We start from the raw sequence: 26,177 nt of genomic DNA on the forward strand, positions 1-26,177 counted from the left end.
CCAGGGGTGGATGCTGCGGCGCAGTGCGAATCATGCTGTGCGAGAGGCGCAGTGGCGCCTCGATGTCAGGCGTGGCGCAGGGCCAGGACCGGGATGGTGCGGATGCCGGCGGTTTTGCGGGCGTAGTCGGCGAAACCGGGGTAGCGGCGGGCCTGTTCGGCGTAGAGGGTGTCGCGGCGCTCACCGGTGACCTCGGTGACCGTGACCGGATAGGTTTCGGTGCCGCGTTCGATCTCGGCGGTGCCGGCGGCGGTCAGGTTGTAGTACCAGTCGGGGTTGACGGGGGCGCCTGCCTTCGAGGCGAAGACGTAGATGGTGGCGGGGTCGTGCTCGTCGGCCATGTACATCATGGGGGCCACCGCCGCGCGGCCGCTCTTACGGCCACGATGATGGACCAGGACCATCGGGGCGCCCTCGAACGGGCCGCTGACGCGGCCCTCGTTCGCCCGGAACTCGGCGATGATCGTGCTGTTCCAGTCGTCCGGTGTGCTCATGGATCGGATACTCCTGACGCTGAGGGAGCCGGGGCGGCAAGCGCCCCGGCGTGGCGCATGGGGACCGGGTGGGCCCCGCCGCGGAGATCAGGCGAACTTCGGGGCGCGCTTGCCGAGGAAGGCGGCGATGCCCTCCTGGCCGTCGGGGGAGTCGCCGCAGTGCGAGATGAAGGCGGCCTCGCGGGCCAGCTGCTCCTCGAGGGTGTGGTCGGAGCTGACCAGCAGCAGCTTCTTCACGTTCGCGTTGGACAGCTTCGGGCCCGCGGCGAACTGGTCGGCCAGCTCGCCGAGGGTGGAGTCCAGGTCGGCGGCGGGGACGACCCGGTGCAGCAGGTCCCAGTCCAGTGCGTCGGCCGCGGACAGCGTGCGGTTGGTGAACATCAGTTCCTGGGTGCGGCGCACGCCGATCAACCGGGGCAGGTAGTAGGACGCGCCGCCGTCGGGGCTCAGGCCCGCGCGGGTGTAGGCCATGGTGAAGGAGGCGGTATCGGCGGCGATCACCAGGTCGCCGGTCATCGCGAGGCTGAACCCGGCGCCGGCGGCGATGCCGTTCACGCCGATGATCAGCAGCGCGTCCATCCGCGCGAAGGAGGACAGCGCTCGGTGCAGGTCGTCGGCCAGGCCCTTCACGTAGGTGCCGGCCGACGCCTCGCTGGCCGCCATCGCCTTCAGGTCGCCACCGGCGGAGAAGAATTTGCCCGCGCCGGTCAGCGTGACCACCTTCAGCGCCGGATCGTCGGCCACCAGGCCCGCGATCTCGGCGAGTTCCGCGCTCAGCACATGGTTCATGCCGTTCGCCGCGTCGGGTCGATTCAGGGTGATGCGCGCGATGCCGCCGGACTGTTCGAACCGGATCGTTTCGTACTTGCTCATGGACAGCCTTCCCAATCAATCTCAGCTCTCGGCTCTCAGCATGACAAACCGGTCCACCGCACCCGGCTCGCGGGCCGTCGGTGCGCACCGACCGCGAGCTCACGGCGGGTCGAGGGGGACGAGTTCCAGCCGCACCCCGAGCAGCCGGATCGGCCGGTCGAGTTCGAAACGGCCCAGCACCTCCAGCGCGGTGTGCACGATCTCGGCGATGTCGGTGGTGGGGGCGGGCAGCTTGCGCTGTTTGGTACGGGTGAAGAACGTGCTGGTCCGGACGATGACGCCGACCCGGGTGGTGATCCGCCCGTCGGCGGCCACCTCCTCGGCGACCGCGGTGGCGAGGCGGGCCACCTGGGTCTCGATCTCGGCCCGATCGGTCAGATCGCGCGGGAACGTCTCGGATTTGCTGCGGCCGACCGGGACGTGCGGTGCGGTCACCACATCGGTATCGCCCGCGCCGTGGCCGAGTACCCACAGGTACGGGCCGGTGCTGGGGCCGAATGCGGCGGCGAGCCGGTCGCGGTCGGCGGCCGCCAGTTGTGCGACGGTGTCGATGCCCAACTCCGACAGGCGTTTCGCGATCCGGGAACCGATACCCCACAGCGCGCTGGTCGGGCGGCCGGCCATCAACGCGCTCCAGTTGTCCGCGGTGAGCCGGAAGATTCCCGTTCCCGCACCCGGGACCGGTCCGTCGCCGGTCACCGGCTCCGGAGCGGCGCCACCACTGCCGGAAGCACCCGTGGCGGCCTCACCGGTCCCCGGCGCCGCGACACCCTTGCCGACCGCCTTCGCGAATCCGGTCGCCAGTTTGGCGCGTAACTTGTTGTCGCCGATGCCGATCGAGCAGGTGAGGTCCAATTCGGTGATGGCGCCGCGGATCTCGCGGGCCAGGCGTTCCGGATCGTCGATGTCGGCGGCGAGGAACGCCTCGTCCCAGCCGAGTACCTCGACCCGGACGGGGAAGGTGCGCAGCAGATCCATCACCTCCGCGGACACCTCCTCGTAGGTGGCCATGTCGAGCGGCAGGAAGATTGCGTCGGGGCACAGCCGGGCCGCCTGGCGCAGCGGCATGCCGGCCCGGACGCCGAAGGAGCGGGCCGGATAGGACGCGCAGGTGACCACCTTGCGCGGCTCGGCCGGATCGCCGTTGCCGCCGACGATGACCGGCAGCCCGCGCAGCTCCCGGTGCCGGCGGAACTCCACCGCCGCCTGGAACTGGTCGAGGTCGACATGCAACAGCCACCGGGCCACGAGTACGTCATACCGCACGGGTACGACGAATCCGGTCGGTCTACACCAAGACGGGATGAACAGGCCCGTCATGCGGCCGCACTAGACTTCGATCCCGGCAATCGGGACGTCACCGCGGCCCGCCCCTCGACCCCCCGGAGATCGTTCGTGACCGCGACATTCGATCTGGAGCTCGCGCGGGCCGTGCTCGCCGCCCAGCCGTTCAGCGCCCTGCTCGGTGCGGAGATCAGCTCGTTCGGCGACGGGTCCGCCACCCTGGAGATCCCGATCCGGCCGGAACTCGGCCAGCAGTTCGGCTTCCTGCACGGCGGCGTGCTCGCCTATGCCGCCGACAACGCGCTGACCTTCGCGGCCGGGACCGTGCTCGGCCCGAACGTGCTGACCGGCGGGTTCAGCATCAACTACCTGCGGCCCGGAAGTGGCGTGCGGTTGCGAGCGCAGGCCCGGGTTGTCGGGTCGACGCGTCGGCAGGCGGCGTGCAGCTGTGAGATCTACACCGAGGACGCGGCGGGGACGGCGGCCCTGTGCGCGGTCGCCCAGGGGACCGTCCGCGCCGTGGACTCGGAGCGCACCGGCGCCTGATCGGCCCCGAGCGCGGTGCGGGTCCGAAACCGCCCGAGCGTGGCGCAGACTTCTGAGCGTGGCGCAGACTTGCGCACCCGATCACCCGCGGGTGGCGCGGGTCCGGATCGCGACGCTCGATCAGCCGAGCGTGGCGCGGGCCGGGATCGCCGCGCCCAGCGCCGTGCGCAGTGCCGCCAGCAGCATGTCCGGATCGGCGGTGTCGAGCCGGCTCGCCACGTGCAGATCTGGGCGGACCAGCAGGGCGCCACCGGCGGGCAGTCCGGCGCTCTCCCGCCAGGGCTGTTCGGGCAGGTAGTGCACCTCGATCTCGACGCCGGTGCTCCGGCCGGCCCGGCTCACGGCGTCCCGCCACGGGGTGCCGGTCCCCGCCACCAGCACCGCGAAACCGGGACCGCAGAGGTCGAGGGTGGACAGCTCCTCGTCCGGATCGAGCCACAGGTGCGGCACCCGGGTCCCGGTCTGCCCGGTCAGCGTGTCGACGTGCAGCGCCACCGGCTCCCGATCGGCCGGGGTGTAGCGGTAGCGGCTCATCACCGTGTCGAGATCCAGCTTGCGTGCCAGATCGTCGGCATTGTCCGGGTTCGGGAGACCGTATCGGGTGTGAAAATCGGTGCCGAGCCGGGACTGTTCGACCGCGACCAGGGCCCGCGGCCGCCGTTCCGCGGTATAGCTGTCCAGGAGTTCCGGCCCGGCCGTGCCGGACAGCGCCGCAGCCAGCTTCCAGACCAGATTGTGCGCGTCGGCCACCCCGGTGTTGCCACCGAAACCGCCCCAGGGCGCGTGCCGGTGGGCGGCGTCGCCGACCAGGAACACCCGGCCGGACCGGTAGTCGTCGGCCACGAAGGCGCCGGTGTCCCAGGCGGCGCGCGCCAGGATCCGGATGTCGAGGTCGGACCGGCCGATCATCGCCGCGATCAGTTCCCGGCAGTACTCGTCGGGATAGTCGTCCGGGGTGGAGACGATCGGATCGTATTCGAGGTGGAAGGACCACTCGTCGGTGTTGTTCTTGGACAACACCAGACCGCGCACCGGGCCGTCGATCTCGCACTGGCTGAAACTCCGCCCGTGCAGGACGCCGGTCAGGTCGACGTGCGCGAACACGTTCAGATAATGGTGGGTGGGCGGCAGTTTCCAGCCGCCGATACCGAGCCGGCGGCGGATGCCGCTGCCGGCGCCGTCGGCGGCGATCAGGTGGTCCGCGAACAGCCGCGACTCGGCGCCGGTGGCGTCGCGCAGGGTGGCCAGCACACCGTCGAGGCCTTCCTCGAAGTCGATCAGCTCGACCCCGAAGCGCAGGTCACCGCCGCGTTCGGCGGCGGTGGCGGCGAGCACCGGCTCGAGCAGCACCTGCGGCAGGAAGACGAATCGGGCGGGGCTCGGCACGCCGCGGCCCATCGCGGCGCCTGGTCCGTCCGGACCGAAGTCGAACGGCGTTGCGGTGCTGAGTGTTTCGCCGGTCCAGGCACCGCCGAACCGGCCCGCCCGCAGTGCGACGGCGGCCGCGGCGTCGACCCGTTCGGTGAGGGCGAGCCGCCGATAGATCTCGCCGGTGCGGACGTGCAGGCCCCGGGAGCGGGGGAGTGGGGATGCGGCGCCGCGGCGTTCGACGAGAACGTAGGGCACCTCGTGATGGTCGAGCAGCAGTGCCGTGGACAGGCCGACCAGGCCGCCGCCGACGACGAGGATCGGGGTACGGGGTACGGAAGTCATGCCCCGATGGTGGATTCGCCCGCTTGCGGCGAGCTTGCGCCGCGGTCACACGACGCATGCGGGCCGTGCGCGCGAGGGGAGGCGCGCACGGCCCGGACCGGGCTCCGGTTTACGCCTCGCCCGCGGCGTGCAGGGTGTTGTACGCCTGCACGGCGCTGAGGATGCCGACCGGGATACCGGCCGCGGCGCCGCCGACGATGGTGCCGATACCGCCGACGGTGGAGCCGCCGAGCAGGCAGCCGCCGAGCGCGCCCAGCGGGGTCAGGCTGCCGACCGAGACCAGGGCGGAGAGGGTGCCGCCGGTGGCGACGCCCAGGGCACAGCCGACGGCCGCACCGGCCACGCCGCCGACCAGGCCGCCGACACCGGTGGCCAGACCGAACTGGGTAGCCGCCTGGCCGAGCGCCGCGTTGAAGTCGGCCTGCGGGTTGGGGGCGGCGTCGTCCACGAGCTGGGCGGTGGCCGGGATCGGCTGGGCGGACGCGTCGGCGGGGGCGCCGGCGGCCGGCGGGGCATCGTCGAAGCTCGCGTCACCGGCGAGCAGCTGGCCCTGTGCGTCGACCACCTGGAACTGCGCGCCCTTGGTGGTCAGGGTGCCGAGACCGGTCGTGAAGACCGTGGAGTTGTCGTCGGTGTTTCCGGTGTACTGCACACCGGGGGCAATTTCCACGCTCATGGTGTGCGAATCGGGTGCCGGAGCCGCCGAATCCAGTGTCGCGGCGTTGGCCGAACCGGCCGTGAAAATCACGGTCGAAGCAATCGCCAGCGTCCCGATCGACACCGCACCCACCATCGTCTTCTTCATCTCGATCACCGAATTCCAGGAGAACGTCTAGTCCGGAACTTTTCCGGCCTGGTGACCGTAACGCAAACGTGATTAAGAACTTGTTAAGCACAGGATACGTAGATGTCAGAAATCCGTATGGAACGCTTCGGCAGCACCTGAAAATAGCCTGTGAAGTGCATAAATCTTCACCTCCACCAGTCCGGAGTCACCTTCGAGTGATCAGCGTCACTACAAATTCAGAAGCACAGACATGTTATTAGACCGATATATGAGCTTTGCGAGCTCTTCTTCGGCTATCCGCTCGAGAGCCCGGAATAGAACACTTTGCCGGACATCGTAAAACGAACGGGCCGTGCGGGTCACGAAAAACCCGCACGGCCCGTTCCCGGTCCGAATTACGCCGACGCCGCGAATGCCGTTGCGTCGTAGGAAGGTTCGGCGACCGGCTCGATGGCGTAGGCCAGGATCTCGGCCACATCGGCCACCGGGCGAACATCCAGCGCGGCCAGCACATCGGCCGGGACCTCGTCCAGATCCGGCTCGTTGCGCGCCGGGATGAACACCGTCCGCAGCCCGGCCCGTTGTGCGGCAAGCAGTTTCTGCTTGACGCCACCGATCGGCAGCACCCGGCCGTTCAGGGTGACCTCACCGGTCATCCCGACATCCGCGCGCACCTGCCGGCCCAGCGCCAGTGACACCAGGGCGGTGACCATGGTGACGCCCGCCGAGGGACCGTCCTTCGGCACCGCGCCCGCCGGGAAGTGGATGTGGATGTTGCGATCCAGCACCGCCGGCTCGATCCCGATCTCCGCGAGATGCGAACGGACATAGGTCAATGCGATCTGCGCGGACTCCTTCATCACATCGCCCAGCTGTCCGGTCAGCGTCAGCGAGCGCTCACCCTCGGCCGCATTGGCCTCGATGTAGAGCACGTCGCCGCCGGCGCCGGTGACGGCCAGCCCGGTCGCCACACCCGGAACCGCGGTACGTTCCACCGAATCCGGGGTGAACCGCGGTCTGCCCAGGTAGTCCCGGAGATCACCGAGATCGATGGTCAGCGAACCGGATTCGCCCGCCCGCCGGTCGTAGCCGAGCGCCGCGTCGTAGCCCAGTTCGAGCACCGGTGCGGCCGTGCCGGATTCACCCTCGGACAACCGGGTCGCGGCCTTGCGCAACGCCTTCGCGATCAGTCGCTCCAGCTGCCGCACCCCGGCCTCCCGGGTGTAGTTCGCGGCGATCTCGCGCAGCGCCGCATCGGTGATGCGCACCTCGTCGGCGGTCAGCGCGTTGCGTTCCAGCTGCCGCGGCATCAGGAAGTCGCGGGCGATCGCCACCTTGTCGTCCTCGGTGTAGCCGTCGACGGTGATCAGTTCCATCCGGTCCAGCAGCGGGCCGGGGATGGTCTCCATGACGTTCGCGGTCGCGATGAACAGCACGTCGGACAGGTCCAGATCCAGATCCAGGTAGTGATCCCGGAAGGTGTGGTTCTGCGCCGGATCCAGCACCTCCAGCAGCGCCGCCGCCGGATCGCCGCGGTAGTCGGAGCCCACCTTGTCGATCTCGTCCAGCAGCACAACGGGATTCATCGAACCCGCCTCCTTGACCGCGCGCACGATGCGGCCCGGCAACGCGCCGACGTAGGTACGCCGGTGGCCGCGGATCTCCGCCTCGTCCCGCACGCCGCCGAGCGCGACTCGAACGAACTTGCGTCCCAACGCCCGAGCCACGCTCTCCCCGAGCGAGGTCTTCCCGACACCGGGCGGACCGACCAGCACCAGCACCGCGCCGGAACCGCGGCCGCCGACCACCTCCAAGCCGCGCGCGGCCCGCCGGGCCCGCACCGCCAGGTACTCGACCATCCGGTCCTTCACCTCGTCCAGGCCGTGGTGATCGGCGTCCAGCACCGCGCGGGCCGCCGAAACATCGTCGGAGTCGGTGGTTTTCACCGTCCACGGCAGCTCCAGCACGGTGTCCAGCCAGGTGCGGATCCAGCCCGCCTCCGGGCTCTGCTCGCTGCCGCGTTCCAGCCGGTCGACCTCGCGCAGCGCGGCCGTGCGGACCGTCTCCGGCAGGTCGGCGTTCTCCACCCGGGTCCGGTAGTCGTCGGCCCCGTCCGGTTCGCCCTCGCCGAGTTCCTTGCGAATCGCGTTGAGTTGCTGCCGCAACAGGAATTCCCGCTGCGACTTCTCCATGCCCTCGCGGACGTCCTCGGTGATCTTCTCGGTGACCTCCATCTCGGCGATGTGGTCCTTGGTCCAGCCGATCAGGGTGGTCAATCGAGTTGCGACATCCGGGGTGTCGAGCAGTTGGCGCTTGCGCTCGTCGTCCAGGTACGACGCGTACCCGGCGGTGTCGGCCAGCGCGGACGGATCGGTCAGCTGGTTGACCATGTCGATGACCTGCCACGCCTCCCGCCGTTGCAGCACCGAGACGACCAGCTTCTTGTATTCGGCCGCAAGCTCTTTCACGCGGCCGTCGGCCGGGACCGGATCGACCGGCTCGGCCTCGACCCACAGCGCCGCACCCGGCCCGGTCACCCCGTGCCCGATCTTCGCGCGCTGCTCGGCCTTCAGGACCGCGGCCGGCGCGCCACCGCGCATCCGGCCCACCTGCTCGATGGTCGCCACCACCCCGTACGAGGCGTAACCCTCGTCCAGCCGCGGCGCCACCAGCACCGCGTCCAGCTTCCCGGCCCGCGCCGCGTCGATGGCGGCCTGCGCCGCCTCGTCGAGCGCGATCGACACCACCATTCCGGGCAGCACGACCGTATCGCTGAGGAACAACACCGGCAGATTGCGTGGGGTACTCATAGACGACGCCCCTTCCAGGAATCTCCCCGGTCCGCTTCTCGTCCAGGGTTGAGCGTTACCTACTCAACCTCGGTCCATGCCCCCGTGTTCCGCAGTCATGTTCGCCCACCGCGAACATGGGACGCGGGACGGCCATCCCGACCACCACGAGGCAACCGGTCGGTGTGGTCTCGCCGACGCACAGGCCAGCGCAGCCGGATGATCGCCGCGACCGGGTCGAGGCGGCTCAGGAGGTGAGGCCGAGGGTGGCGTAGGCGCCGGCCAGGGCGGCGCGGCGGAGGTCGTCGTGGGGGGTGTCGGGGAACTGGATGGTGCAGTCCTGGAGGCCGCCGAAGGCGATGGCGGCTCGGGTGGCCTGGTCGAGGGTCGGGGTCGGGCCGTAGAGGAGGGCTGCCAGGCGGCGGCGCCAGTGCATCACGCGGTCGATCAGGCCCAGGTCGGCGAGGGTGGTGAGTTCGGCGAGCATGAGGACGATGCCGTCGCGGTGGCGGTAGTGGAAGTCGAAGTAGCCCGCCAGCAGGGCGTGGGGGTCGACCTCGGGTAGCGCTTCCTGAGCCGACAGGAAGGCCTCCTCCTCGTCGATGATCGGCGCCACGATGCTGCGGACCAGTTCCTCGCGGGACGAGAAGTGGTAGTAGAGGGCCGGTTTGGTGATGCCGAGTTGGTCGGCGATCTCCTGGAGGCTGGTTCGGTGCACGCCCTGACGGGTGAACAGCTCGCGGGCGACGTCCTGGATGCGCTGTTTGGTGTCGGAGGGGCGGGGCATGGTCGGAGTTTATCTTACTTAACGATAGGTAAGTTGTCGTGCTACGCTTACTTATCGTTAAGTAAGGGGACGTGCTCATGCGAATTCTCATCTCCGGCGCCGGCATCGCCGGGCCCGTGCTGGCGTACTGGCTCACCCGGCACGGGTTCTCGGTCACCGTGATGGAGCGGGCAGCGGCGCTGCGCAAGACCGGGGGGCATGCGGTCGATCTGTATCGGCCGGCCATGGACATCTCGGAGTGGATGGGGGTGCTACCGCGAATCCTGGAGCGGGACACCGGGACTCGGCGACTGACCCTGTGCCCGGAGGGTGGCCGGGCGGCGCGGGTGGATCTGGCGAAGATCTTCGGCGCCACCTCGGCGCGGCACGCCGAGATCATGCGCGACGATCTGAGCGAGATCTACTACGACAGCACCCGGGCGGATGTCGAATACCTCTTCGGCGATTCGATCACCGCGATCTCGCCGGACGGTGACGTGCGGTTCGAGCAGGCGCCGCCGCGGCGGTTCGATCTGATCGTCGGCGCGGACGGGCTGCATTCCACGGTGCGGCGGCTGGTCTTCGGGCCGGAATCCGAGTTCGGCGATTTCGCCGGGGCCTGTCTGGGGGTGCTGTCGCTGCCGCGCGAGTTCGGCAGCGACGGGGAACTGCGAATCCATGTCGGGGTGGGGCGGACGGCCGGGATGTACGGGGCCCGGCATCTCGACGACGCGCGGGCGCTGTTCCTGTTCCGGAGTTCGCGCGAGCTCGGGTCCGACCGGCACGACGTCGCCCGGCAGGGGGACCTGCTGCGGAACGCCTTCCGCGGGATGGATCCGGAGGTGGACCGCTGGCTCGGTGAACTCGAGCGCGGTCCGGCGTTCTACTTCGACTCGATCACCCAGATCCGGATGGACACCTGGTCGCGGGGGCGGGTGACGCTGGTGGGGGACGCGGGATACTGCCCGGGTCCGGCCGTCGGGGGGAGTACCACGCTGGCGGTGGTCGGCGCCTATGTGCTGGCCACGGAACTGGCCCGAGCGGGCGGCGATCGCGAGCGGGCCTTCCCCGCCTACGAGCGCGCGCTGGCCGACTACGTGCGGGGCAGCCGGGCAGCGGCGCGGAGCGCGGCGAAGACGCTGGTGCCTGCCTCCCGCCTCGGGGTCACCGGGCTGGTGCAGGGCGCCCGGCTGGTCTCGGCCCTGCCCGCGGCGGCCGGACGGGCCGTGTTGCGGCTGACCACCGGGACCGCGCGACTGCACGACGCGATGACCGTCGAGGAGTACCTACCGGCTCGTGCGTGACAACCGGGTGTCGGGACCGCCGCGGCCGGGCACTCGCCTTCGGGGTGACGAGGGTCCGCTGCCGAATCACCGGCGGTCCGGACGGCGTCACGAGGCGCACAGGAAGGTGTCCGGATGAGCGAATCCGCCAGGAACGATCGTGTCGGCGTCGAAGCGGTCTGGGAGCCGATACCGGCGCGGCCGCAGCCACGGGGGCCGGTGCGGCGGGCGACGACCCGGCTGGCGGCGCGGCTGGTCGCCGATCGGCGGGCCACCGAGGACGCGGTCGTGGAGGCGCCCGCGCCGGTGCGGCCCATCGACCTGGCCGACGACGCGCGTGTCACCGAGGTGCTGGAGCTGGCCGAACAGGTCGGTGAGGTGGCGCTGGCGGCGGGGACGGCGGTCATGGACACCAGCACCCGGATCGAATTCATCGCCGCCACCTACGGGCTGGCCCGGTGCGATATCGACGTCACCTACAACTCGATCCGCATCTCGGCCGATCGCGGACCGGCGCTGCCGCCCGCCGGCACCATGCGGGTGGTGCGTTACCGGTCGCTGGATTTCACCCGGCTCGCCGCGGTGGACCGGCTCACCCGGCGGGTGCGCCGGGAACTGGTTCCGGTGGCGGATGCCCGCGACACGCTGGACGCCATCGTCACGGCGCCGCACCCGTACAGCCGCTGGGTCGCCGCGGGCGGCTGGGCCCTGCTGGCGGCCTCGATCGCACTGCTGCTCGGCGGTGATCTGGTGGTCGCGGCGGTCAGTTTCGCCGGCACCACGCTGATCTACCGGGCCAACCGCGTCATGAATCGGCGCAGCCTGCCGTTCTTCTTCCAGAACGTGATCGGCGGAGTGATCGCGGCGGCGCCCGCGGTGCTGCTGGCCACCTTCGCCGGGCGGCTGGACGTCAATCCGTCGCTGATCGTCGCCGCCGGGATCACGGCGCTGCTCAGTGGCGCGCAGCTGGTCGGCTCGGTGGAGGACGCGCTCACCGGGGCGCCGATCACCGCGGCGGCCCGGATGCTGGAGGTGTTGATGCTGACCGGCGGCATCATCGCGGGTATCGCGCTGACGCTGCGGGTGGCGGACATGCTGCATGCGGTGACGCCGCCGATCGATATGTCGCCGGCCCGTGACGCCACCGATCTGCCGCTCGAGATCGCCGCGGGTGCGATCGCCGCCGCGGCGTTCGCGCTGGCCTGTTATGCCGAACGGCAGGCGCTGGCGGTGGCCGGACTCAGCGGTGCGGCCGCCACGGTGTGTTGTCTGCTGCCGTTGCGGATCGGGTTCGGACCGGTGGTGAGCACCGGTTTCGCCGCCACCGTGGTGGGTTTGGCCGGCGGCCTGATGGCGCGGCGCGCGCTGACGCCGCCGTTGGTGGTGGCCATGGCCGGGATCGTGCCGCTGCTGCCGGGCCTGCGGGTGTATCGCGGGCTGGCCGCGCTGCTGAACAGCGATCTGCTCAACGGGTTCAGTCAGTTGCTCAGCGCGTTCTCCGTCGGCTGCGCGCTGGCCGCCGGGGTGACCCTCGGTGAGTGGTGTGCCCGGGAACTGCGCCGGCCGCGGATCGTGCAGCGCTTCCACGGGATTCGGCGGCCGCAGCTGATCCGCCGGTCGGGCTGGCCGCGGCGGCCGCATTTCCGGTAGGCGGCAGCGCATTTCGGCTCGTTATTCGGTTGCCGCCGGATCACGGCGGCGGTTCGATCAGGACTCATGGAACGATTTCTGGTCACCGGCAGTTCGGGACATCTCGGCGAGGCGCTGGTCCGCACCTTGCGGGAACGCGGGAGCGAGGTCGTCGGGCTGGACACGCTGGCGTCGCCGTTCACCACGATCGTCGGGTCGGTCGCCGACCGGGAGACCGTGCGGCGCGCGCTCGACGGGGTGACCCGGGTGCTGCACACCGCCACGCTGCACAAACCGCATGTCGGGTCGCACCCGCGGCAGGACTTCGTCGACACCAATGTGACCGGATCGCTGACGGTATTCGAGGAGGCGGCGGCGGCCGGGGTGGCGGGGGTCGTGTTCACCAGCAGCACCAGCGCGTTCGGCCGGGCGCTGACCCCGCCGGCCGGTGCGCCCACGGCCTGGATCACCGAGGCGGTGCACCCGGTGGTGCGCAACATCTACGGCGCCACCAAGGTCGCGGCGGAGGATCTCGCCGAACTCGCCGCACGGGAGCTCGGACTGCCCGTGGTCGTGTTGCGCGCCGCCCGGTTCTTCCCGGAGCCCGACGATCGGGACGAGGTGCGGGCGGTGTACTCCGACGCCAATCTGAAGGTCAACGAATTCCTCTATCGCCGAGTCGATCTCGCGGACGTGGTGGACGCCTGTCTGCGAGCCGTCGAGCGGGCGCCGCGAATCGGGTTCGGCCGCTTCATCATCGGTGCGACCACGCCGTTCACCCCGGACGATCTCGGTGAGCTGGCCGTGGACGCGCCCGCGGTGCTGGCGCGGGTGTTCCCCGATATCGCCGCCGACTATCGGCGGTGGGGGTGGCGGATGTTCCCGGCGCTGGATCGGGTCTACGTCAACGAGCGGGCCCGCACGGCCCTGGACTGGACGCCGCGCTACGACTTCCGGGCCGTCGTCGAGTTGGTGCGGGCCGGTGGGCCGCCGCGCAGCCCGCTCGCCACCGCGGTCGGGGCGAAGGGCTATCACCGCGTCCCGACCGGCGTCTACACGCGCCGGGCGGCGGAGTAGCGCGGCGAAAGTCCCAGGTGGGAACCGGTGGCGGCGGAGCTCTTGACGACTGAAGCTAATTCAATTAGCTTTATGACTATCACAGTTAGCTTCCCGGAGGAGTGGTGACAATGACCGAGTACCTGGACATCGAGGGTGGCCGGATCGCCTACGACGCGATCGGCGACGGACCGCTGGTGCTGCTCTCGCACGGGATGGGGGACCGGCGGCAGGCGTTCCGGCATCTGGCGCCGCTGCTGGCCGCGCAGGGTTACCGGGTGGTCAGCGTGGATATGCGGGGGCACGGCGAGTCGAGCATGGGCTGGGCGTCGGTCACCGGCAAGGAGGCCATCAGCCGCACCGACGTGGCGAACGACCTGCTGGCGGTGATCCGGCAGTTGGGCGGGCCCGCGGTGATCGTGGGGCATTCGCTGTCCGGCGGGGCCGCCACCGTCGCCGCGGCGACGGATCCGGCGGCGGTCCGGGCCATCGTGGAGATCAACCCGTTCACGCTGGAGCAGAAGTTCGATGTGGGCGCGCTGTTCACCGTGCCGCGCTACCGCCGCGGGGGAATCCGGCTGATGGGGACCATGATCTTCAAGAGCCTCGGGGTGTGGCTGAGCTACCTGAACGTGGCGTATCCGACCAAGCCCGGCGATTACGATCGGTCCATGGCCGAACTCGCCGCGAAGCTGCGGGAGCCGGGACGGATGGCCGAATTCATGAAGACCGGCCGGTCCACCCCGGCGGACGCCGCCGCCCAGTTGCCGAACGTCACCCGGCCGGCGCTGATCGTGATGGGTACCGCCGACCCGGACTTCCCGGATCCGGCGGCCGAGGGCCGGGCCGTGGTGGCCGCGCTGCCCGCGGGGCTGGGCAGCCTGGCCCTGGTCGAGGGCGCGGGGCACTACCCGCACGCCGAGGCCGCCGAGCAGACCGCCGCACTGATCCTGCCCTTCCTGAAGGAGTACGCGGGTGCCTAGGGCCGGGCTCAGCACCCCCGATGTCGTCGCGGCGGGCGCCACGCTCGCCGACGACCACGGATTCGGCAACCTGGCCCTGGGCGCGCTCGCCGAACGGCTGGGTGTCCGCACCCCCTCGCTGTACAAGCACATCGACGGGCTGGCCGATCTGCAACACCGCATCGCCACCCTCGCCATGACCGAACTCGACCAGCGGGTGCGCGACGCCATGCACGGCAAGTCCGGCAGCGCCGCACTCGCCGCCTTCGCCACGGCCTTCCGCGACTACGTCGTGGCCCACCCGGGTCGCTACACGGCCACCGTCGGCGCGCGTTTCAGCGGGCCGGACGATCCGCTGCTGCGCAGCAGCGGCCGGGTGCTGGAATCCATGGAGGCGGTGCTGCGCGGCTACGGCATCGGCGACGACGCGATGGTGCACGCCCTGCGCACGCTGCGCTGCGCCTTCCACGGCTTCGCCACCCTCAGCGCCGCCGACGGATTCCAGTGGAGCGGGGACGCCGACCAGAGCTTCGAGTGGATGATCCGGTTCCTGGATCGTGGTCTCGGCCAGATCGCGGCCCCCTGACTCACGCACCCCGCGAGGGTGGATTCCTGTCGTACCGCCGCGACGGCGACGGTATCCGGCGCTTCGGCGTGCTGCCGCTGGCGGAGGTGGAGCAGGCGGTGCATGCGCTGGAAACCAAGCAGGGCGACCCGATTCGGCTCGTGCTGCGGCCGTGAGACCACGACCGAATACAAGCAGGCGTGCTTGCATTTTTCGGGAGGCGTCTGCGATGCTGGTCGCGGGAGCGGCGGCTCCCACCGGCGCCTACCTTGCGGAGGCACGGTTTCCGCACGTCGGAGGGTATTTCATGGCCGACCTCGAGGCCCTGCTCGGCGATCTCGCCGCGGAGAGCGCGGATCTGGACCGGATGGTGAGCCCGCTGTCGCCCGCGCAGTGGGCGACGCCGACCCCCGCGCCGGGCTGGACCATCGCCCACCAGATCGGCCATCTCGCCTGGACCGACGAGACCGCCACTCTGGCCGCCACCGACGCGGAGCGTTTCGCGGAGCTGGTCCGCGCCGCCGAACCGCGCGCGCTCACCTTCGTCGATGAGGCGGCCGCCGAATTCGCCGGAGCGCCGGACCTGCCGGACCGCTGGCGGCGCGGCCGCGACGCCCTGGCCGTGGCACTGCGGGCGGTACCGGCCGGGACCAAACTGCCGTGGCTCGGACCACCGATGAGCGCCGCCTCGATGGCCACCGCCCGCCTCATGGAAATCTGGGCACACGGCCAGGACGTGGCCGACGCCTTGCACATCACCCGCACGGCGACCGCACGGCTGCGGCACATCGCCCATATCGGGGTGCGGACCCGGGATTTCGCCTATGTCGTGCACGGCCGCCCGGTGCCGAACGGGGAATTCCGGGTCGAGCTCACCGCGCCGGACGAGAGCGTCTGGGCCTGGGGGCCGGAATCCGCGACGCAGCGCGTGACCGGGCCCGCACTGGATTTCTGCCTGCTGGTGACCCAGCGGCGTCATCGTGACGATCTGGCGCTGCGCACGCAGGGCTCGGCGGCCGCCGACTGGCTGACCATCGCCCAGGCCTTCGCCGGACCACCCGGAGCAGGGCGTGCGGCGGGCCGGTTCGCCTGACCCGCCGCCACCCGATCCGGGTCGCCACTCGGCCCATCGTTCACCCGGAGGAACCACGGCGCGGACCTCGTCGTCCGGCACCGCGGCCGGGTGCGGGCGAGCGCCCGCCGCCACGTTCGCGCCCAGCGCCTGACCGGACGACTTTGGCCGGGGGTCTTGGATGGCAGTCTCGGCGAACGCTCGCCAGCTCTGGTGGTTTACCCGGATGCCCTCTGCCGGAAACATGGGGACACCGGCCGCGGCCGCTGGCGACCGACCGGCGGCAGCCGAGGAAGACGGCCGCCCGCGGCCTCCGGAGACCAACCCCCAGCGGTCGTGGAAACCGACCGGCCCGGCACATTCGCCCTGTTCGGACGCATCCGATGCCCCGGTGTGCAAGCTTCAACCCGTATCCGGATATCGTCCAATAAATAGGATTTCTGTAGTAATTTTATGCGCAGCGGTGGAGCAGGGGAGTATGCCTATGGGCCACATCAAGTACGCCAGCGATGTCGGTGCGCCGGTCGAAGTAGCGTTCACCTACACGGACAACCATCTGTTCGTGCCGGATTGGCTGTTCGGCGTCGCCGCCTTCGAACCTCTCGGTGAGCTCGAGAACGGACCGGGCGCCCGCTATGCCGCCGCACTCCAGCTCGGCCTGTGGCATCCCACGGTCGAATGCGAGATCACGGAGTACCGCCGCAACGCGGTGATCGGATATACGGTGCGCAGGCGACGGCAGAGGAAGACGGCGCCTGCGCACCCCGATCCGGTCGGGCCGGACGGCGGCGCGGCCACGGAGCCGGATCCGATCCCGGATGTCACGCCGTCCGCGGACGTCGCGCAGCAGCCCGCACTGGGCACGCTCACGCTGCGTTTCGACCCGCTCGGATACGGCCGCTCGGTCCTCACCTCGGAGGTCGAGTACAACGATGCCAGAAGTTTGCCAGGCCGCCTGGGCGCCACCATGGTCGCCGCAGCCGTGGATTCGGCGGTCCGTCGCAGCAAATCTCAATTGCGCAGGGAGATAGAAGGATTCCACGGCACCGATCTCGTCGGCAGGATTGCGTAGGGTACCGGTCATGATCATCGTGAGCACCGACGGTTCGTGCCTCCGCAATCCCGGGGGCGCCATCGGCTGGGCGTGGGTCAATCATCAAGGCACGTCGGCGAGCGGGGGCGGCCCGACGGGCACCAACCAGATCGCCGAACTACGGGCCGTTCTGGAGGCGATCCTGGCCCATCCGGGCTCGGAGCCGCTGCTCATCGAGAGCGATTCGCTGTACGCCATCAAATGCGCGTCGGAATGGATCTCCAGCTGGCGGGTCAACGGCTGGCGGACGTCCACCGGGGCGCCGGTCAAGAATGCCGAGCTGGTCCAGCAGATCGACCAGGCGATCTCCACCCGGCCCGGCCCGGTGCGATTCCGCTGGGTCCGCGGCCATGTCGGCAACTACTTCAACGAACAGGCCGACGCCCTGGCCAATGCGGCCGCCCGGCAGATCGCGGCGAGCACCGCCGTCGCCGAGGCGCAGACCGCGGAGATCCCGGCGATCACCGACGAGCCGCTGCCGCCGGCCACCGCACCGCAGAAATCCGGGCGGCATCGCGCCGAGGCGCCCGACACGCTGACCCTGTTCTGAACATCAGGTAAATTCTCCGAGCCAGGAATTCGATTGCCGCGGTATCGGATCGATTGTCCTCCGGCTGTTCCGGCAATTGATCAGCGTCCGGGCGTGGCGCCGGGAACCGGCTGCGTGCCCTGCGGTTGCTGATCACCTGGCTGCGGGCCGCCCGGCGGGACGGCACCACCCGGGGCGGGCTGATCGGCGCCGGACTGGTCCGGGCCCGGGGCCAGCATCGCCAGATCCCACTTGTCGACCAGCCAGGTGTCGCCCTGCTTGATCATGCCCGCGACGACGGCGATGTCCTGCCGCTTCGGGGTCGGGGTGACCGAATTGGTCTTCAGCAGGCTCAGGGTGACCAGAATCTTCGCGCTGTCGGCGTCACCGGACTGGAAACCACAGGACGCGTCCTGGACCGACGCCTTCACCTGGGCCTGGGTCAGCAACTGCCGCATCGGCTGCCAGGTGTCGGCGAGCGGTTTGGTGACCGTGTCGGTGGCCTCGCGCTTCATCCGGTCCAGGAATTCGTCGAGATTGCCGGTGTAGTCGTAGGTATTGGTGTCGTGGGCGAACCGGCAGGCGGCGGCCGCGGCCCGATCCTGAGCGGTCAGCTGATCGCCGCGGTGCCTGGCCTGCTGGTAGAAGGCCACGCCCGCGGCCACCAGTGCCACCAGGATCACTCCGGCGAGGAAGGCGCCGATCAGCGGTAACGAACCCCGCACGCGGTTCCGGTCGTTCGACATGTCGGTTCCATCCCTCTCGTCGGCGTCTTCGTCCCTGGGCATCGCGGCGATCACTTGCCCGGCGGGGCCAGGGCCGGCGTGTCGAACTTCGCCACCAGCCATTTCCCGCTGACCTTCTGCATCTCGACGGTGGCCGCCGCGGTGATGGTGTTCGGGGGTGCGTCCGGAGTCGCGGCGCTGGAGAAGCTCTGGTTGATCAGCAGCAGCACGTGGGCATCGTGGTCCGAACCGGCTTCGATGCCGCACTGGACGTCACCGGCGGTCGAGTTGACCTTCTTGTCGAGGACGGCCTTCTTCACCTGGGCGCTGGTGTCGTCGATCTGCTTCTTCCAGTCGCCGGTCGACGAATCGGAGACCAGTTTCAGGTAGTCGTCGATCCGGTCGGCGCTGAACGTGGCGAAGGCGTGGCCGAAGTCGCAGGCCGCGCGGGTCGCCGCGGCGCGGTCGTCCAAGCGGTCCTGACGGTGCTGGGCCTGGCGGTAGAGCAGGCCGACGGTCACCACGGCCGCGATCAGGACCACGGCGGCGAGGACCGCGGCGAGCAGGCGGCGGCGCCCGCGACTCGGGGCCGGATCATCGCCATCGGCAATCGCTTTCACCGTGGCGGTGTCGTCGCTCGCCGGATCGCGCACCGCCGCATCGGCATCGGCAGCGCCGATCGTCGCAGCGGCGGTCTCGGTCCCGGTTGCCTCGGTCCCGGTTGCCTCGGCCACCGCCGCGCCGGAATCGGGTTTCGCGGCCTCGGCGGAATCGGATTCCCGCGCCGCGGATGTCACCGTCGCCGCGTCGTCGTCCGCGGACTTCGCCTCCGGCGCGGTCGCCTCGGCGGCCGTCGTCGCGGATTCGGCTGTCCCCGCCACCGGTTCGGGCGCGGCGGTGGTGTCCTTCTCGTCGGCGTCATCCGTGGACATGAGTACCGTTCACACCTTTCCGATGCACCGGGATGCATCGTGTCGTCGGGTTCGGGCACCCGCGCAGGTACCGCGCCGGCACAGCTGTCGACAGCGAGTATGCCCGGTCGCCCGGAGGTCCGAGCCGGCCGCGGTATTCGTCACCGCACCGGGGGCAGGGTTCGCTCGTTCGGATCCGCACCGGGTGGCAGGTGCGCGCCGTTGTTCGGCACGTCGGGTCGCGGCGCGTTGACCGAGCCGCGGATCTGCTGACCCGGCGGCGGGTTGTCACAGTAGTTCCACTTCGGCATGGTGCCGTCGCCGACCACCTGCGGCGACAGCGGCGCGGTCGGATACTGGCAGAACGGCCGCGACCAGATGTCGAGAACCGTGTGGAATTCGTTGTCGTGCGCCGGAACTCCCAGCGCGTCGGCACCGAGCTCCAGCGACGGGAACAGCGCGCGCAGCGCGGGCATGCGCAACTGCGCGGCCCGGGTGATCGCCGAGAAGTTGGCGGCCAGCCGGGTGATCGGATCCGCGTTGCGGTCCAGCACCGCGCCCAGCGCCTGCAACTGCCGCGGGGACTGGTCCAGCACCTGTTGCAGTTCGTCGTTGGCGTTGTTGAACTGGTCGAACAGGGTCGCCGAATTCCGGGTCAGGGTCTCCAGATCCGGCTGCGCGTGCGAGGTGGTCTCGGAGATCGTGCGCAGATTCGCCAGCAGGTTGGTGGTCTGCGGCAGCAGTTTGTCGAGCCCGGAGCCGGCGATCGCGATGCCGTCGATCAGATTGCGCAACTGGTTCGGGCCGCCGCTGAGCGCGGTGTCGAGCTCGTTGAGGATCGTGCCGAACTTGTCCGGATCGATCTGGGCGATCAGCGCGCTGGAATTATCCAGCACCGACCACACCGGCGTAGGCGTGCTGACCTTCTCCGGATCGAACCGCACCACCGAACCGTCGGTCAGGAACGGGCCGTTGCCGGAGTTCGGCCGGAAGTCGATGTACTGCTCGCCCGCCCCGGACAGCGCCTGCACCGAGATCTTGGTGTCGCGCGAGATCTTGTACCGGCTGTCGATGCGCGCCTGCGCGGCGACGCCGGCGCCGTTGTCGGTCAGCCGCACCGAATCCACCTTGCCGATGCGGTAGCCGCGCAGGGTCACGTCGTTGCCCGGTTGCAGGCCGCCGGAGCGGTCGAGGTTCACCGTCACGGTGTAGTCGGACTGCAACGGATTCAGCCGCACCACCCGGACCAGCAGATAGGACCCGCCGACCAGCAGCGCCACCGCCAGGCCCAGGTTGGCGACCAGGATCTTGTGCCGCCCGAACCAGCTCATCGATGCGCCCCGTTCACTCGGCCCTGCACGATCTGCAACACCTGGACCAGGCTGCCCGCGAAGTCCTGCAGGTCGCGCAGGTCCCAGAACTTGCTGGTGCCGGGCGCGGTGAGCAGGGCGGCGTCGAGATTGGTCACGTTGACCTGCGCGGCGAGGCTGTCACCCTTGAAGGTGGCGTCCACGCCGGGGCGCAATTGGTGCAGCGAATCCATCAGGGCGCCGAAGTTGTCGCCGGTGGCCGCCAGCGCGCCCATCAGCCGGGTGGTGCTGTCGAGCAGTCCGGCGAGTTGGTCGCCGGAGGTGTTCGCGTAGTCACCGAGCGCGGCGCTGCTGCTGGACAGCTTGGTGAGCAGTTCGCCGAGATTCCGGTCGTTCTCCGCGATCGCGCCGATCATCTGCGGCAGCGAGCTCGCGACCTGGCCGAGTTCGTCGTGATGGGCCTGGAGGGTGCCGGCCAGGGTGTGGAAGCCGGCCAGCACGTCGTCGACCCGCTGCGAGTTGGCATTCAGGTTGGTGGTCACCGTGGTCAGCTGCTTCAGCAGGTCGCCGAGCTGATCGGCGCGGCCGCCGACCGCGGAGTCCAGTTCCGAGGTGAGCTTTCCGATGGCCGCGATACCACCGCCGTTGAACAGCATCGAGACCGACATCAGCAGTTCCTCGACGGTGGCGCCCGCCGCGGTCTGCTCGATGGGCAGCGAGTCACCGTTGTGCAGCATCGGCGTACCCGGCGCGACCTGTGGCTTGGACACCGCGACGAACACGTCGCCGAGCGGGGTGGCCTGGCGCAGTTCCGCCGTACTGCCCTTGGGCAGTTCGATGTCCTTGCGGATCCGCAGATCGACGACGGCCTGGAAATTCTTGGTCTCGATGTGCGAGACCACGCCGACGTCGGAGCCGCCGATCTTCACCTTGGCCTGGTCCGGCAGGTTCAGCGCGTTGGCGAAATACGCTCGTATCGTGTAGGTCTCGCCGGACTGGCCGGGTTTGGGCAGCGGCACGTTCTCGACGGTCAGGCCGCAGCCGGTGGCCGCGCCCACGGCGGCGGTGACGGCCAGCGCGACCATCGCGCGCCCGGCGCCGCGCGACCCGATGCGCCGCTGCCACCGGCTGTTTCGCTGAGTCATTTGGTCATCTCCAACAGCGCGGCGGACAGTCCGAAGTCGGGGCCGAAATCCTCGATCCGGCCGGTGCGGCAGCCGTCGGCCCGCATCTGGATGCGCTCGCAGAACAGGCTCACCACCTCACCGGACAGGTCGGTGCCGAGCAGGGCGTGCAGGCGGATGTAGCCGTACTGCCGGTTCATCGAGCGGTCCATGTTCTGGAACAGCATCGGCGTCACGTCCACCACCTCGGTGACGCCGCGGGCGTTGTCGCGCAGTTGCTGGGTCACCGCGGTCAGCCGGCCCAGGGTGTCGGCCAGTTGCTCCTGATGCTGCGACAGCGTGGTACTGGTGTTGGCCAGGAATCCGCTGAGCTGTTGCAGTGTCGCCTGCAGGCCCGGCGCCTGATCGGCCAGCAGTCCGGTCATCCGGGTGGTGCGATCGCTGAAATCGCGGACGGATTGGTCGTTCTCGGCCAGCATCGTGGTCAGGTCGTTGAGCTTGACGATGATGGTGGAGATCGCGTCCTTGTTGTCGACGCCGAGTTTCAGCGCATCGGACAGCGCGTTCAGGGTGTCGCGCATCTTCTCGCCGTTGCCGTTGAACATCGGATAAAGCACCCGGCCGGACAGCGGGCCGATACCCTCCTGTCCCGGTTGCGGTTTCAGCGCCGCCGCGAACTGGTCGATGGTCTGCAACAGGGTGTCGAGTTCCACCGGGGTGCGGGTCTGCTCGACGGTGAGATGCGCGTTGTCCGGCAGGGTCGGGCCGCCGGTCCAGCGCGGGCTCAGCTCGATGTGCCGGTCGGTGACGATCGAGGGCGAGATGAGCGCCGCCGTCACATTCTTCGGCAGCTTCACGTCCGAGTTCACGCTGAGGTGCACCTCGACGTATTCACCCTGCGGGATGATCTTGTCCACCTTGCCGACCTCGAGGCCCAGCACCGTCACCGGATTGCCCTCGAACATGCCCGCGATGTTGCGGAAATCGGCGGTCAGGTGGGTGGTCCCGCCCACCGCGTCGCGCACCGAACCCGGTAGCAGCGAACAACTTCCGGCCAGCACCGCGGTCAGCGCGAGCAGCGCCACGCGTAGCGACCGGATCGCGAACAGTCTCCGCACCGTCATCCCTGACACCCCTCCGCTACCCGCGCGAAACACAACCAGTTGTCCGGGAACAACCACGGCAGGCCGACCTCGCCGTAATTGCCGTTGCCGAAGGCGTTGTCCAGATACCGGACCGTCGGCGGCATGGTCGACAGCAGCCGGTCCAGGTTGTCCTTGTTCTTCTGCAGGCCGGTGGCCATCGTGTTCAGCTGGTCCAGGGTGCTGCCGAGCTGGTTGTCGTTCTCGGCGCCGATCGCCTGCAACTGCTTGGTCAGCGCGGCGATGTTGTCCAGCAGCTGCCGCAGCAGGCCCTGCCGCTGCATCACCCGGTTCGCGATGGCCTCGCCCTGGGTGATCACCAGCAGCACGCTGTTGCGGTTGTCGCCGAGGATCTTGGTGACCGTGTCCAGATCCTTCAGCAGGCCGTCCACCTGCTCCTTGCGGGTGTCGATGGTCTTGGCCAGCGCGCCGATGCTGTCCAGCGACTGGGCGGTCAGCTGCGCGTTGCCGCCGAGCTGCTGGTTGATCACGTTCAACGATTCGGCCAGTTTGGCGGTGTCCAGCGCCTCGAAGCGCGGGGTGCCCTCCTGGATGACATCGGCCAGGTTGTACGGCACGGAGGTGTTGTTCTTCGGGATCCGATGTCCCTTCAGACCTTTGCCGTCGCCGGGATCGAGATCGATGTAGTGGGCGCCGAGCAGCGTGGCCAGCTTGATGGTGGCGTGCGCGTCGTCGCCGAGCTTCACGTCGTCGTTCACCCGGAGGGTGAGCAGCACGTGGTCGCCCTCCAGTTGCGCGGCGCTCACACTGCCCACCGGCACGCCCGCGACGTTCACCTTGTCGCCGGTGCGCACGCCCGCGGTCTGCGCGAATTCGGCGTACACCTGCTGGTTTCCGATGCCGAGCCGACTCCAGGAGGTCGAGACGATCAGCAGGACGACGATCAGCAGCGCACCGCCCATGCCCAGCCAGAAGAACCGGTTGTTGTCGAAACGCCTGCGCATCCGTGTCCCGAAGCTCGTGGTCATGGCCGGCACACCGCCGACTGGGAGGTGCCGCCGATCTGCGAGAACAGCCCGCGCGGGAACAACACCCCGTAGAGCGAGACGTCCAGGCGGCAGATGTAGGCGTTGGCGTAGGCGCCCTCGGAGGTGAAGCGCCCGGCGTCCGACAGGATCGACGGCAGGTCGATCGCGGCCTGATCGAGTTTGGCGCCGTTGGCCAGCAACAGGGTCAGCGCGTCGGTGGTGGCGTTCTGGGTGTCGGCCAGCTTGGACCGGATGCCGCCCACCATCGTCACCAGCGCGCCGGTGGCGTCGGCGATCTGCACGGTCGACTGCTGCAACGACTGACCCTGTTCGTACAGCCCGCCGATCAGCGCCCGGGTCTGGGTCACCAGGGTCTCCAGTTCGTCACCCCGCTTGGCCAGGCCCGCCATCACGCCGGAGAGGTTGGTGATCACATCGGTCAGGATGGCGTCGCGGCGCTGGAAGTCGGTCGCCAGCGCGGCCGCCTGGGTGATGAAGGCGCTCAACGAGACCCCGTCGCCCTGCAACGCCTGGATCAGCGTGGTGGACAGGTCGTTGACCTGCTGTGGATTCAGCACCTGGAACAGCGGCTGGAATCCGTTGAGCAGACCGGAGATGTCGAACGACGGCTCGGTGTGGTCGATCGGGATGCTGCCCTTGTCGTGCAGCGGCGTGGCCGGGCCCTTGTCGCCCGGATCCAGCGCCAGATACCGCTGACCGATCAGATTCTGGTACCGCACCAGGGCTTTCGTCGTGCCGTACAGCGTCTGGTCGCGCTGCACCACGAAGGTGACCTTGGCGACGGTGCGCCCGGCCTTCGCGTCGTGGCCGAGCTCGATCTTCTCGACCTTGCCGACCCGCACCCCGGCCATCCGCACGTCGTCGTTCACCCGCAACCCGAGCACGTCGGTGAAGGTGGCGCTGTAGCTGCTGGTGGCCCCGGAGACGCTGCGCGCCAAGGTGTTCCACACCACGGCGATGACCAGGACCGAGACGATCGCGAACAGGCCGAACCCGATCAGCGGTTTGCGAATACTCATCGATCGGTACCGCCCTCGGTGACTCGCAACTGCCCGCCCTCCAGGCTCGACCGCAGCAGCAGATATTCGACCGCGGTCGGGCGGCGGCCGAGCAGGCGTTCCAGGGCCGCGTCGCCGGTGTAGGAGATCGCTCCGGCGTGCGCCGCCGGTGGCGGCCCGGCCGGATCCGGGTCGGGTGCGGCGGCCGGCGGCTGCGGCGCGGGCGCCGGGACGGGCGCCATGCCGGGCAGCCCGGCGAGCAGGCCCGCCAGCGGGGTGCCCGCGAGCGGATTCGGCGCCACCGCACCGGCGGCCGGGGCGGCGGGCCGGGGTCCGGCGGTCAGGATGTCGGGCAGCCCCGGAATCGGCACCACCGGCGGCAGGCCCTTGGCCGCGTCCAGCGCCCGCGGCTTCAGCGCGTCGGGCAGGTAGCCGGGATCGGCGACCGCCGGGGCGGTGGCGCAGCTCGGTCCGGCGAGGTCGCCGTAGTGGGGGCAGTCGGCCACCGTGTACGGATCCCAGGGTGTGAAGGTCACCCCGGCGTTCCACACCATCTGATGCTGCGGTCCCCAGCTGAAGACCGTCTGCAACTGCCGGGTGGACCGGTTCAGGTTGACGATGGTGCCGGTGATCGCGCTCGGATCCGCGGCCAGCGCGCCGAACATGTCGCCGATACCGGCCGTGATCTGCTTGCCCACATCGGGATTCGCGGCGAACAGCGCGTTCACCGAGTCGGCGGTGCCGCTCGCGCCGGTGATCAGCGCGACCAGCTGGCCGCGCTTGTCGGCGATGGTCTGCGCCGTCCGCACCGAACCGGCCAGCACGTCCATCAGGTCCGGGGCCGAGGTGTTCAGCGCGCGCAGCGATCCGGAGAGATCGTCGAACAGCGCGGCCTCGTCGGGCACCGCGGCGCGGGCCTGCACCAGCCAGTCGTCCAGGCGCTGCACGGTGGAACCGGGCGGGCGGCCGTTGCCGTCCAGGGCGTAGGTCAGGGTGGTCAGCGAGCGGCCGAATTTGATCGGGTCGATCTTGTCGAGGATGTTGCGGACCGTGGTCAGGGTGTCCTGCAACGCGATCGTGCCCTCGCTGTGGTCCTCGCCGATCTGCGACCCCGCGCGCAGGTGCTCGCCGTCGGGGCCGTTGTAGACCAGTTCGACCGAGGTGACGGCGAACAGGTTGCTCGGCACCACCCGGGCGGTCACGTTGGCGGGCACGCCGTCGACATATTCCGGGCGCATCTCGATGTGCACCTGTTGCAGTTCGCCTTTCGCGGCGACCGAGACGTCCTTCACCGCGCCCACCAGCACGCCGCGGAACTTCACGTCGGCGTTCTCGGGCAGGCCGTCACCGGTGGTGGTGAGTTCGGCGGTGACGTCCACCGCGGGATGCATCACCCAGCCCTTGTAGCGGGCCAGCAGGAAACCCAGGATCACCGCGAACACCGCCAGGCCGGCCACCCCGGCGAGGAGCAACTGGCGAATGGTCGGGCCGCGGCCGCTCGGATCGATGATCATGC

General features: G+C 69.8%; 24 protein-coding genes. 9 read left to right on the plus strand and 15 right to left on the minus strand.

Annotated elements, in window-relative coordinates; translation table 11 throughout:
- Nucleotides 1-65 precede the first annotated feature (65 nt).
- The 3 genes from LBW94_RS29285 to LBW94_RS29295 form a co-directional block, all read right to left on the minus strand.
- Nucleotides 66-494: a nitroreductase family deazaflavin-dependent oxidoreductase gene (locus LBW94_RS29285; protein ID WP_225058234.1), complete on the minus strand. Its 429-nt coding sequence runs from the start codon at nucleotides 492-494 to the stop codon at nucleotides 66-68.
- 87 nt (nucleotides 495-581) lie between these two features.
- Nucleotides 582-1,367, minus strand: coding sequence for an enoyl-CoA hydratase/isomerase family protein (locus LBW94_RS29290; protein ID WP_225058233.1), 786 nt, complete (start codon nucleotides 1,365-1,367; stop codon nucleotides 582-584).
- A gap of 99 nt (nucleotides 1,368-1,466) precedes the next feature.
- Complete coding sequence (locus LBW94_RS29295; RefSeq protein WP_225058232.1) at nucleotides 1,467-2,615, minus strand: DNA polymerase IV; 1,149 nt, start codon at nucleotides 2,613-2,615, stop codon at nucleotides 1,467-1,469.
- A 147-nt stretch (nucleotides 2,616-2,762) separates the two neighbouring features.
- On the opposite strand from LBW94_RS29295, the gene LBW94_RS29300 reads away from it, so the two are divergent.
- A complete protein-coding gene (locus tag LBW94_RS29300) occupies nucleotides 2,763-3,197 on the plus strand; it encodes a PaaI family thioesterase (protein WP_225058231.1) in 435 nt (144 codons plus the stop codon).
- A gap of 120 nt (nucleotides 3,198-3,317) precedes the next feature.
- Here the strand turns inward: LBW94_RS29300 and LBW94_RS29305 are convergent, their stop codons facing one another.
- From LBW94_RS29305 to LBW94_RS29320, 4 genes are all read right to left on the minus strand, one after another.
- On the minus strand, nucleotides 3,318-4,910 hold the full coding sequence (locus tag LBW94_RS29305) for an FAD-dependent monooxygenase (protein ID WP_225058230.1): 1,593 nt from the start codon (nucleotides 4,908-4,910) through the stop codon (nucleotides 3,318-3,320).
- Between the two features lie 109 nt (nucleotides 4,911-5,019).
- Nucleotides 5,020-5,586 (minus strand): hypothetical protein, encoded by a 567-nt coding sequence (locus LBW94_RS29310; RefSeq protein ID WP_225058229.1) that lies wholly within the window; start codon nucleotides 5,584-5,586, stop codon nucleotides 5,020-5,022.
- A 506-nt stretch (nucleotides 5,587-6,092) separates the two neighbouring features.
- Nucleotides 6,093-8,507: an endopeptidase La gene (gene lon / locus LBW94_RS29315; RefSeq protein ID WP_225058228.1), complete on the minus strand. Its 2,415-nt coding sequence runs from the start codon at nucleotides 8,505-8,507 to the stop codon at nucleotides 6,093-6,095.
- Nucleotides 8,508-8,733: 226 nt separating this feature from the next.
- A complete protein-coding gene (locus LBW94_RS29320; protein ID WP_225058227.1) occupies nucleotides 8,734-9,273 on the minus strand; it encodes a TetR/AcrR family transcriptional regulator in 540 nt (179 codons plus the stop codon).
- Nucleotides 9,274-9,350: 77 nt separating this feature from the next.
- On the opposite strand from LBW94_RS29320, the gene LBW94_RS29325 reads away from it, so the two are divergent.
- The 8 genes from LBW94_RS29325 (at nucleotide 9,351) to LBW94_RS29360 (ending at nucleotide 17,462) form a co-directional block, all read left to right on the plus strand.
- On the plus strand, nucleotides 9,351-10,556 hold the full coding sequence (locus tag LBW94_RS29325) for an FAD-dependent monooxygenase (protein ID WP_225058226.1): 1,206 nt from the start codon (nucleotides 9,351-9,353) through the stop codon (nucleotides 10,554-10,556).
- A gap of 114 nt (nucleotides 10,557-10,670) precedes the next feature.
- Complete coding sequence (locus tag LBW94_RS29330) at nucleotides 10,671-12,185, plus strand: threonine/serine ThrE exporter family protein (RefSeq protein ID WP_225058225.1); 1,515 nt, start codon at nucleotides 10,671-10,673, stop codon at nucleotides 12,183-12,185.
- Nucleotides 12,186-12,251: 66 nt separating this feature from the next.
- Complete coding sequence (locus LBW94_RS29335; RefSeq protein WP_225058224.1) at nucleotides 12,252-13,241, plus strand: NAD-dependent epimerase/dehydratase family protein; 990 nt, start codon at nucleotides 12,252-12,254, stop codon at nucleotides 13,239-13,241.
- A 110-nt stretch (nucleotides 13,242-13,351) separates the two neighbouring features.
- Nucleotides 13,352-14,203 carry an alpha/beta fold hydrolase gene (locus LBW94_RS29340; RefSeq protein ID WP_225058223.1) on the plus strand — a complete coding sequence of 284 codons (852 nt, stop codon included), beginning with the start codon at nucleotides 13,352-13,354 and terminating at the stop codon, nucleotides 14,201-14,203.
- On the plus strand, nucleotides 14,196-14,768 hold the full coding sequence (locus tag LBW94_RS29345; RefSeq protein WP_225058222.1) for a TetR/AcrR family transcriptional regulator: 573 nt from the start codon (nucleotides 14,196-14,198) through the stop codon (nucleotides 14,766-14,768). Before LBW94_RS29340 ends, LBW94_RS29345 begins: the two co-directional genes overlap by 8 nt.
- A gap of 286 nt (nucleotides 14,769-15,054) precedes the next feature.
- Nucleotides 15,055-15,840, plus strand: a complete 786-nt coding sequence (locus LBW94_RS29350) for a TIGR03084 family metal-binding protein (protein ID WP_225058318.1) — start codon at nucleotides 15,055-15,057, stop codon at nucleotides 15,838-15,840.
- Between the two features lie 463 nt (nucleotides 15,841-16,303).
- Nucleotides 16,304-16,891 (plus strand): SRPBCC family protein, encoded by a 588-nt coding sequence (locus LBW94_RS29355; protein ID WP_225058221.1) that lies wholly within the window; start codon nucleotides 16,304-16,306, stop codon nucleotides 16,889-16,891.
- Nucleotides 16,892-16,901: 10 nt separating this feature from the next.
- Nucleotides 16,902-17,462, plus strand: coding sequence for a ribonuclease H family protein (locus LBW94_RS29360; protein ID WP_225058220.1), 561 nt, complete (start codon nucleotides 16,902-16,904; stop codon nucleotides 17,460-17,462).
- Nucleotides 17,463-17,542: 80 nt separating this feature from the next.
- Here LBW94_RS29360 and LBW94_RS29365 read toward each other — a convergent pair whose 3' ends face one another.
- The 8 genes from LBW94_RS29365 to LBW94_RS29400 all read right to left on the minus strand — a co-directional run bounded on the left by LBW94_RS29365 (nucleotide 17,543) and on the right by LBW94_RS29400 (nucleotide 26,175).
- On the minus strand, nucleotides 17,543-18,187 hold the full coding sequence (locus LBW94_RS29365; RefSeq protein ID WP_225058219.1) for a hypothetical protein: 645 nt from the start codon (nucleotides 18,185-18,187) through the stop codon (nucleotides 17,543-17,545).
- 50 nt (nucleotides 18,188-18,237) lie between these two features.
- Nucleotides 18,238-19,098 carry a hypothetical protein gene (locus LBW94_RS29370; protein WP_225058218.1) on the minus strand — a complete coding sequence of 287 codons (861 nt, stop codon included), beginning with the start codon at nucleotides 19,096-19,098 and terminating at the stop codon, nucleotides 18,238-18,240.
- 140 nt (nucleotides 19,099-19,238) lie between these two features.
- A complete protein-coding gene (locus LBW94_RS29375; RefSeq protein WP_225058217.1) occupies nucleotides 19,239-20,408 on the minus strand; it encodes an MlaD family protein in 1,170 nt (389 codons plus the stop codon).
- Entirely contained in the window at nucleotides 20,405-21,532 is a 1,128-nt protein-coding gene (locus LBW94_RS29380; RefSeq protein WP_225058216.1) for an MCE family protein, read from the minus strand. The genes LBW94_RS29375 and LBW94_RS29380 overlap by 4 nt, the downstream gene beginning before the upstream one ends.
- A complete protein-coding gene (locus LBW94_RS29385) occupies nucleotides 21,529-22,635 on the minus strand; it encodes an MCE family protein (protein WP_225058215.1) in 1,107 nt (368 codons plus the stop codon). The genes LBW94_RS29380 and LBW94_RS29385 overlap by 4 nt, the downstream gene beginning before the upstream one ends.
- Nucleotides 22,632-23,642 (minus strand): MCE family protein, encoded by a 1,011-nt coding sequence (locus LBW94_RS29390; RefSeq protein ID WP_225058214.1) that lies wholly within the window; start codon nucleotides 23,640-23,642, stop codon nucleotides 22,632-22,634. Before LBW94_RS29390 ends, LBW94_RS29385 begins: the two co-directional genes overlap by 4 nt.
- Nucleotides 23,639-24,682 (minus strand): MCE family protein, encoded by a 1,044-nt coding sequence (locus LBW94_RS29395; RefSeq protein ID WP_225058213.1) that lies wholly within the window; start codon nucleotides 24,680-24,682, stop codon nucleotides 23,639-23,641. Before LBW94_RS29395 ends, LBW94_RS29390 begins: the two co-directional genes overlap by 4 nt.
- Entirely contained in the window at nucleotides 24,679-26,175 is a 1,497-nt protein-coding gene (locus LBW94_RS29400) for an MlaD family protein (RefSeq protein WP_225058212.1), read from the minus strand. Before LBW94_RS29400 ends, LBW94_RS29395 begins: the two co-directional genes overlap by 4 nt.
- Nucleotides 26,176-26,177: the final 2 nt, after the last annotated feature.

Source organism: Nocardia sp. alder85J (genome assembly GCF_020176955.2).
Taxonomy (GTDB): domain Bacteria; phylum Actinomycetota; class Actinomycetes; order Mycobacteriales; family Mycobacteriaceae; genus Nocardia.